Here is an 8,638-nt window from a genome sequence, read left to right as displayed (position 1 = left end):
ACCGCCCCCAGCCGGGCGGCCAGTTCAGTGTCGTCGGCGGCCAGCTCCACCGCCGACGACAGCTCGAGCGCCGCGTCCTCCGGGCGCCGGTCCAGCAGGGCGGCCTCCGCCCGCCGGACCAGATCCGAGACCCGTTCCGCGGCTTCGTCCACCCGCGCCCGCAGCTCGTGGTCGGCGGGCAGCTCGGCCGCGGCCGCCTGGGCCTGCCGGAGGCGGTGGCCGGTGAGCAGCTCGCGTACCTCCCACTCGACCCGGGCGGCCCGATCCATGCCTGCTTCGCCGCGGCGCACGGACGCGGCGATCAGCGCGGCCTCGTTTTCGTCGAGCCCCAACGCCACCCAGGGCTGGACGAGGGCCCGCTCGGACAGGACCGCGGGGCGGGAGCTCAGGTGTTCGAAGACCTCCCACAGCGCGATCCGGCCGCGCAGCTCGGGGGAGCGGGCGGTCCGCAGCAGGGCGACGACCCGTTCGGCCGCCACCTTGCTCTCGGTCATCGCCTCCACCTGGATGCGCCGACCGGCGGCTTCCAGGGCGGCGTCGCTGAGAGTGGTCTCGGTACCACCGCCGTCCCCGCTGCCGGGATCCGTGCTGCGGAGCCGGAACCCGTCGAGCACGGTGAACCCGGCGGCCAGGCGCTCCTCGCCGAACACCACGGTCGGGGAGAACGGCACCCCGCGCGTGCGCAGGTGTTCCCTCAGGGCGCGGGTGTCGCGGATCGGCGGGGCGGTGGGCAGGTCGGGCAGCCGGTCCACGACCCGTACCCCGTGCGTGCGAAGGTCGCCGACGGCCTCCTCCTCGGAAACGGGCGCCCAGCGCAGCAGCTCGTCGAGCGCCTCACGGTCCATCACCTCGGTGGTGAGGCCGCGGACGGTGCTCTCCCACTCGTCCCGGCCCTTCCTGGTCCTCTCCTCGCGCACCCGCAGGAAGTGGGCGTGGGTGAGCGCGCCCTCGCTGGACAGCCGCTCGTGCGCCGCCACCATCTCGGAAAGGACCTGTCGCAGCGCCCTGCGGGTGCCCATGAGGCCCCGCCAGTAGGCGCACACCTCGTGCGTGTGCGCGGCGAAGGCGGCGCCGTCCAGCCGCAGCCGGGCGCTCAGCTCCCCGTCGATGCCGTAGCGCTCGAACAGGTCGGCGGGCACGCCGTCGCGCCGTGCCGCCGCCAGTACCTCCTGTTCGTACCGGCCGCGGGTCCGCTGGTCCCAGGCCATCGTCGCTCCCGTCCGTCGCCTCGGGGTCCGGGGCCGCCGCTCAGCCGGAGGTGCGGATCCTCGCCACCGCCTGGCGGGCCTCGGCCGCGCCCTCGTCGGTCATCCCGCCGATCTGGATGTCGAAGTCCACTTGGGTGCCGGTGGCCGGGTCCCAGCCGTGCACCTGGAGCAGCCCGGTCTCAGTCAGGTGGAACTTCACCCGCATCGGGGTCCCCGACGGGCCCTTGGGCAGCCCTTGGAGCAGGCCCTCGCCGATGTAGGAGTTGTGCTCCATCTGCTCCGACTCCACGGCACCCGCCTGCTCCCAGACGTCGATGCTCACCGACGTCTGGTTCGGATAGACCGTCCGGTACCCCTCCTCCACCGTGACCGGCAGCGGATCGTTCGCGTGGACGAGGTGGTCGATGTAGCGGCGGGCCTGGTCGGGGTCCTGCTGGAAGAGCGGGTCCTTGTCGTCCACCGTCTTCAGCCCGAAGGCCCGGGGGGAGACCGTGGTGACGGTCTTCTCCGCGAGCTCCCGCACCTCGCCGGGGGACATCCCCAGGCCGGGCGCGATCTCTGCCGCCTGCCGGTCCAGATCCGCGTCCGAGCCCGGGCCGATGACGTTCTTGATCTGTCGGACCAGGGCGAACAGGGCGGCGCCCTTGGCGACCGCCAGGTCCGGTTCGTGCAGGTGCGGCTCGAACCCGAAACGCTGGCGCAGGGACTCGGCCACGGAGGGCATCCGGGCCATGCCGCCCACCAGCAGGACGTCGTCGAAGCGGTCCACCCCCCGCTCACGGGCGGCGTGCACGGTGCGTTCGGTGATGGTGAGGGTGCGCTCCAGGAGTTCGGAGGTGAGCTCCTCCACGTCGGCGCGGGACAGCTCGACCCGTACCGCCGACCCCTCGAAGCGCAGGTTGTGCCGGGTGCTCTCCTTGGTGCTGAGCGCCTTCTTGATCTGTTCGGCCGCCAGCGAGAGGTCCTGGAGGAACTGCTCGTCGCCGGAGGGGTCCTGGCCGGGGTGCTCGGCGGTGAACCGCTCGAGGAGCAGGTCGACCAGCTTCTCGTCCCAGTCGGCACCGCCCAGCCGGTGGTCCCCGTCCGTGCACACCACGCGCACGTCGTTGTCCTCCACCCGGATCACGGTGGTGTCGAAGGTGCCCCCGCCCAGGTCGTAGACGAGCAGGTGGCGGGGCTCTCCGCCGGTGTCCAGACTCTGGTAGTGCAGGGCCGCGGCGACCGGCTCGGCCACGATGTCCAGCACGTTGAGACCGGCGATCTCCCCGGCTCGCTGGGTGGCCTGCCGCTCGGTGAGCCCGAAGTAGGCGGGCACGGTGATCACGACGTCCTCGACCGTGCCGCGGTCGTGCTCGCCGGCCGCGCGGGCCAGTTCGCGCAGGATCAGCGCGGAGACGGACTCGGGCGTGTGCGTGCGGCCGTGGAACTCGTAGTTGGCCTCCTCGCCCATCTGCCGTTTGACCAGCGCCACCACCTGGTCCGGGTAGAGGAGGGCGGTGTTCTTGGCCTCGTCGCCGACCACCACGTTGTCCGCGGACTCGAAGTAGACGACCGAGGGGGTGGTGTCGTTGCCGACCGCGTTGCGGGCGATGGCCGGGCGACCGGTGTCGTCCACCGAGGCCACACAGGAGTAGGTGGTGCCGAGGTCGATTCCGTAGGTGGTCATAGGCGTTCCAGACTCAGGGTCGTGGGGCGGTCGCTGGCTCGGCGTTCCGGTAGAAGTGCGCTCTGACCCTGCGCCGGACGCGTCCGGTGGCGGCGTCCCGGAAGCCCTGGGAGACCACGCGGGCGACCGTGTCCGCTTGGGCGGGGTCCGGTGCGTCGACGGTGGACAGGGGTTGGTGGAGGTCGCCACGGAAGGGGTCGCCGGGGCGGGCCTCCAGGGGCATCACCCCGACCCGTTCCAGGGCGAGGAGGGCGTCGTCGGCGAGGCTCTCCAGGAGGGCGGCGGTCCGGTCATGGTCCTGGCCCCGGAGGCGGCGGGCTTCGTCACCCAAGTGTTCGTGCAGGCGGATGAGGTCGGCGATGACCGGGTCGAGGACGGAACGGCGCTCTCCGGCCCGCAGCTCCTGGTTCTCCGCGTGCAGGCGGTCGATGACGGCTTCGCGGTGGCGGGCGCGCTCGTCCAGTTGGGCCATGCGCTCGTCTAAGGAGACCAACTGGGCGGCGACCACGGCGGCGCTGTCGGGGGTGGCCTCGGGGGTCTCGGGTCCTGGTGCGTCGGTGGTCTCCAACGGGCGGCCTTTCGCCGTGTTGACGGGGGGGTCCGGAGGCGCGGGCCGGGAACTGCGGATCTTCGGGCCCCGCCGGTGAGGTGGCCACGAGCATACTGCGGAGTGAGTTCGCCAAACCCGGTGAGGCTCCTTTCCCCTCTGGGTCGGGATGCGGGTATTCCCAGTGGTCACATAACGAATTATCGCGACCTTTCCGGCCGTTCCCGGGGGCTCTGGCCGAATGCGGCCACAGGCTTGACCGGTGGTCTCATGTTCCTGCTGGTTCCTGTGCGTGGCAAGGGATCGGGCCGATTTGGCCAACCAGGAGGCCGGGTGCGAACGTAGGTCGGGCGGGCTCAGGCCCGGAGTGGTTCCCCAGTCGGCACCCCCCGCCCGCCGAGAGCGGGTGCGGTGAGAGGAATAGTGGGTACGTGACTTCGTCATGGCCGAAAAGGCTGATCAGCCCGAGCGGTATCGCCTTTGTTGTTCTGTGTTTCTTCTTCCCCTTCTTCTCTGTCTCCTGCAGCGGTGTCCTAGGGAGCCTCGAGGTCAGTTACAGCGGTATGGCGCTGGCGTTCGACGGCGCCCCGCACATCAACGGCACCCTCGCCGACGAACTGGGCCCCGGTGACCTCCAGGAACTGGAGGTGGGCGTGGTCCCTGCGCTGCTGATCTCGCTGGTCACCCTGATCGCCGGGGGTGTTCTGAGCGGGGTGCTTCCCGGGCGGGTGGCACGCTCCGCCTCCGGCCTGTCCGCCGCGGCCCTCACCCTGGTCCTGGTGGTGGTCAACCAGGTGGGTATGCACTCGGGCTTCCAGGAGGAGGTCCAAGCGGAAGTGGGTGAGGCCTACACCCAGTACGGACACTTGGAGGCGACGGCGGGGCTGGGGTTCTGGCTGGTGTGCGTGGGGCTGTTCGGGGTGCTCCTCTACAACGCGGTGGACCTCACCCTGTACCGGCGGGGGCCGGTACCGGGCACGGTGACGGCGGGCGGGATGCCGCAGGGAGGACCACCGGCGCCCCCGGGTTACGGCCCGCCGGAGCCCGGGGCAGGGGCCGGACCGGTTCCCGGACCGCCGGGGTCGGCACACCCGGGCCAGCAGAGGACGAGCCAGCAGGGGACGGGCCGGCCGGCCTACGGGCCGCCGCCCGGCTACCCGTGGCAGGCCGAGCCGCACGGCCCGGCACAGGGCCAGGCGCCCCCGGGACCCGGCCGCTCCGGCCAGGGCATGTCCGACCAGGGATGGCCCGGCCGGACACCCCCGGGGATGCCGGGGCTGCTCCCGCCCGAACACCCCGGTCAGGGCCCTGCGGCTGGCCCATCGTCCTTCGGGAACGGCTGACGACGACACCGCACCCCCGGTTCAGTCCAAGGGCTGGTCCAAGGCCTCGTCCATCCGGGAGCCGAGGTCGTCGGCGAGCAGGCGCGCGTACGTCTCGGTGACGTGGTGCGAGTCCCGGTAGACCACCACGTTGCCGATCACCGCGGGACAGGCACCGTCCGCGCAGAAGCGGTCGGTGAGGTCGATGATCTCGGCGCCCTCGACCTCCGGGACCGCCAGCTCCTGGGGGTCTTCGCGGTGGAAGGCCTCTGCCGCGCTCTGGTCGCAGGGGGAGGGGTCCCCCCTGTGGTGCGCCAGGCACTCCAGCACGTCCGGTTCGTTGCGGGGCGTGTCCCGCACGACCAGGACGGGGGTCCCCGCGTCGGCCACGTCGCCCCACAGCTCGACCATCCCGTCGGCCATGGTGTCGCGCCACTCCGGTCCCCGTTCGACGCCGTACAGCGAACCGCCCACGGACGTACTGGTGAACAGCAGGTCCGGTTCCAGCTCCTCGAGTTCGTCGAGTACCGCCCGGTTCCAGGTCCGGCACTCCTCGTAGGGTCCGCCCTCCCTGCTGGGCAGCACCGAAGCGAATGCGCAGGCCGACTTGGCGTACATGGCGAGCCGCCACCCCCGCTCCTCGGCGAGCTCCTCCAGCGCGGGGAACCAGTGGATGGTGTGCGAGTCGCCCGCGACCGCCACCGTCGTCTCCCCGTCCTCCGGCCCGTAGAGACAGGGGTCGGAGGGATCCTCCTCGAGGAAACCGGCCTGGCATCCGTCGTCGTAGGTCCTGGGTACGTCCCCTTCGGCGTCCAGCGGCGAGGGGTACATCGCCGCGTCCGCACCGCCGGTCCGGCCGATCGCCTCAGGGCCCACGTGCACCGCCGGGTCGAACTCGGGGGACGGGAACCGCTCCACCCGGACCCACGCCGTGGCGGCCACCGCGGCCACCGCCAGAACCCCGGCCAGGGCCACGGCGGCAGCGGAGCGGCCGCCACGCACCAGCCCGCGCCGTGCCACCGGGTCCTCCACCCAGACCTTGGTCGCCCACGCCAGCAGGAACGACAGGAAGGCCACCGCCGCGACACCGAGCGGCCCGGGTGAGTCCCCGTCCACCAGCACCACCGCGAACACGATCAGCGGCCAGTGCCACAGGTACAGGGCATAGGAGAGGTCACCGGCGAACCGGGCCGGTCCCGTGCTCAGCAGACGTGCGGCCGACGGCCCGCGCGACTCCTCCGCGGCGATCACGGCCACCGCCCCGAGGACGGGCAGCAGGGCCGCGTACCCGGGGAAGGGCGTCCCGGAGTCGTAGGACACGGCGGCGGCCGCGATGGCAGCCAGCCCCGCCCATCCGAGCGGGAGCCGGAGCGGTTCCGGTAGTCCGCGCCCGGGCAGGAGGACCGCCAGCAGACCGCCCGCGGCCAGCTCCCACGCACGGGTGGTGGGCAGGAAGTAGGCGGCGGGGTCGCCGCCTGAGGTCAGCACCACCGAGTAGACCAGCGATGTGACGAACACCGAGGCCAGGAGTGCCGTCAGCACCGCGGTCCCGGCGCGCCCGCCGACGGACCCGTTCGCGCTCGCACCGACACGTTCGCCCCCGCCCCCGCACCACCGGCGGAGCACGAGCGCCCAGAGCACGAACAGCAGCGGCCACAGCACGTAGAACTGCTCCTCCACCGACAGCGACCAGAAGTGCTGCACAGGGCTGGGCGGGGTCTCCGCCTCCAGGTAGTCCAGGGCCTGGTCGGCCAGGTAGAGGTTCTCGACGTACGCCGCGGAGGCCAGCAGCTGCCAGGCGGTGTCGCCCAACCGCGTGGCGGGCAACAGCACCAGGGACACCGCGCCCGTGACCAGCAGCACCACCGTGGCCGCCGGCAGCAGGCGCCGTACCCGCCGCACGTAGAACCCGGCGAGTGACACCCGGCCGTGCTCACGGACCTCGCGCAGCAGGAGCGACGTGATGAGGAAGCCGGAGATCACGAAGAACACGTCGACGCCCACGTACCCGCCGGGCAGGAGGCCGGGGTCGAGGTGGTAGACGAGTACGAGCAGCACGGCGACGGCGCGCAGTCCCTGGACCTCGGGCCGGAAACGGCTCCGAGGGCGTGCGGCGCGGGCGGACGGCGGGGCGGTCGGCGGCGGGGAGGTGACGGGCGAGCGCATGCCGTCATGGTGTGCGCGCCCGGTGCCTCCGCGTGCCCGGCACGGGCCGCCGTCGACCAGTGTTCCCCGACTCTTCGCCGCCCGGCGACCCGCCCTCCCCGCCCCCGTCACCGCACCCGAGCTGATCCCGAGCCGGCCCCGTCACCGCACTGAACCCCGCCGTCGAACGCCCCTAGGCGGGCCGCCAACGGTTCTTGATCTCCGGCTTGAGCACCTTGCCGATCTTTGATCGCGGTAGGTCGGGCCAGATGCCGATCTGCTTCGGCGTCTTCACACTGCCCAGCCGTGCCTTCACGAAAGCCGTCAGCTCGTCCGGCGTCGTCTGCTGCTCCGAACGCAGTTGGACCACCGCCGCGACCTGCTCACCCCACTTCTCGTCCGGCAGGCCGATCACGGCGGCGTCCTGCACTGCCGGGTGGGCCAGCAGGACTTGCTCCACCTCCGCCGAGTACACGTTGAAACCTCCGGTGATGATCATGTCCTTCGCCCGGTCGACGATGTAGAGGAAGTTGTCCTCGTCGAGGTAGCCGATGTCGCCGGTGTGGTGCCAGCCGTACTCGCTGACCGCCGCGGTGGCCTCGGGGTCCTGGTGGTAGCCGTCCATGACCAGCGGGCCGCGCACCACGATCTCGCCGCGCTCACCGCTCGGAAGCGGGTTGCCCTCCTCGTCCAGCACCGCGACCTGGGTCAGCGGGGTCGGTCGTCCCGCGGAGGAAAGCCTTTCAGTGGCCACCGATCCGTCCGTGCGGAAGTGGTCGGCGGGGGCGAGGGCCGCGATCATGTTCGGCGCCTCCGTCTGGCCGAACAACTGCCCGAGCACCGGACCGATCCGGGTCAGCGCTTCCTCCAGGCGTGTCGGCGACATGGGGGCGGCCCCGTACCAGAGGCAGCGCAACGATTCCAGGTCCGTCGAGTCGAGATCGGGGTGGTCCAGCAACCCGTAGACAACGGTCGGCGGCAGGAAGGCGTGCGTGATGCGGTGCCGCTCGACGAGCCGGAGGAAGTCGCCGAGGTCCGGCTTCGGCATGATGACGATCTCGCCACCGAGCGCCATGACCGGGAAGGTGAGCACACCCGCGGAATGGGTGAGCGGGGCGATCGCGAGGTACCGGGGCCGCTCGTCGAACGGGTAGCTCATCAGCGTCGTCGCGGTCGCGGTCGCCATGTTGGTCCCGGTGAGTCGGACACCCTTCGGCAGCCCGGTCGTGCCACCGGTGCCGGCGAGCATGCACAACTGGTCCCCGGTGCGCGGGACCTCCTCCGGCTTCCGGTAGTTCCGCTCGACCCACTCGTCGAACGCCTCCGCGCCGTCGACCTCCCCGTCCAGGCACACCAGGGTGGTCAGTTCCGGCAGCTCACCGCGGATCCGCTCCACCAGCGGGGCGAACCTCTCTTGGAAGAACAGGCAGTGGCAGCCGAACATGTCCAGTAGCTGCTTGTTCTCGGCGGCCTCGTTGCGGGGATTGACGGGACACCACACCGCGCCAGCACGGGAAATACCGAAAACGCAGGTCAGGGCCAGTGGATCATTCGCCGACAGCACTGCCACCCGATCGCCGTCGCCGACGCCGGACCCGTGCAGGGCCCCGGCGATCCGGCGGGACATGTCCTGCACCTCGGCATAGGTGCGTGATTCACCGTTCGTCGTCAGACAGGGTTTGTTGCCACCTAGGGAGGCACCCTTGTCCAGGTAGTCGGCCAGCCGCATTGCTTACCTCTTCGTTGGGGG

At 71.6% G+C, this 8,638-nt stretch carries 6 protein-coding genes; 1 reads left to right on the top strand and 5 read right to left on the bottom strand.

The features are described from left to right. The 3 genes from ACYVD1_RS13175 to grpE all read right to left on the bottom strand — a co-directional run. Positions 1–1,208 (bottom strand): hypothetical protein (locus tag ACYVD1_RS13175; protein ID WP_460771878.1); only part of this gene is annotated, 1,208 nt, incomplete at its 3' end. 40 nt (positions 1,209–1,248) lie between these two features. After that, the gene (locus ACYVD1_RS13170) at positions 1,249–2,874 is read right to left on the bottom strand and encodes an Hsp70 family protein (RefSeq protein ID WP_460771877.1); all 1,626 of its coding nucleotides are present in this window, start codon (positions 2,872–2,874) and stop codon (positions 1,249–1,251) included. Between the two features lie 13 nt (positions 2,875–2,887). Continuing rightward, the gene (grpE, locus tag ACYVD1_RS13165) at positions 2,888–3,442 is read right to left on the bottom strand and encodes a nucleotide exchange factor GrpE (RefSeq protein WP_460771876.1); all 555 of its coding nucleotides are present in this window, start codon (positions 3,440–3,442) and stop codon (positions 2,888–2,890) included. Between the two features lie 410 nt (positions 3,443–3,852). Between grpE and ACYVD1_RS13160 the strand changes: the two genes are divergently transcribed. Then, entirely contained in the window at positions 3,853–4,764 is a 912-nt protein-coding gene (locus ACYVD1_RS13160) for a hypothetical protein (protein WP_460771875.1), read from the top strand. Between the two features lie 21 nt (positions 4,765–4,785). On the opposite strand, the gene ACYVD1_RS13155 is transcribed toward ACYVD1_RS13160, so the two are convergent. After that, entirely contained in the window at positions 4,786–6,909 is a 2,124-nt protein-coding gene (locus ACYVD1_RS13155) for an acyltransferase family protein (protein WP_460771874.1), read from the bottom strand. A 172-nt stretch (positions 6,910–7,081) separates the two neighbouring features. Beyond that, complete coding sequence (locus tag ACYVD1_RS13150) at positions 7,082–8,617, bottom strand: acyl-CoA synthetase (protein ID WP_460771873.1); 1,536 nt, start codon at positions 8,615–8,617, stop codon at positions 7,082–7,084. Positions 8,618–8,638: the final 21 nt, after the last annotated feature.

Source organism: Nocardiopsis nanhaiensis, assembly GCF_054778635.1.
The sequence above is the reverse complement of the archived record's forward strand: the minus strand, read 5'-3'. Positions and strand labels throughout refer to the sequence as shown.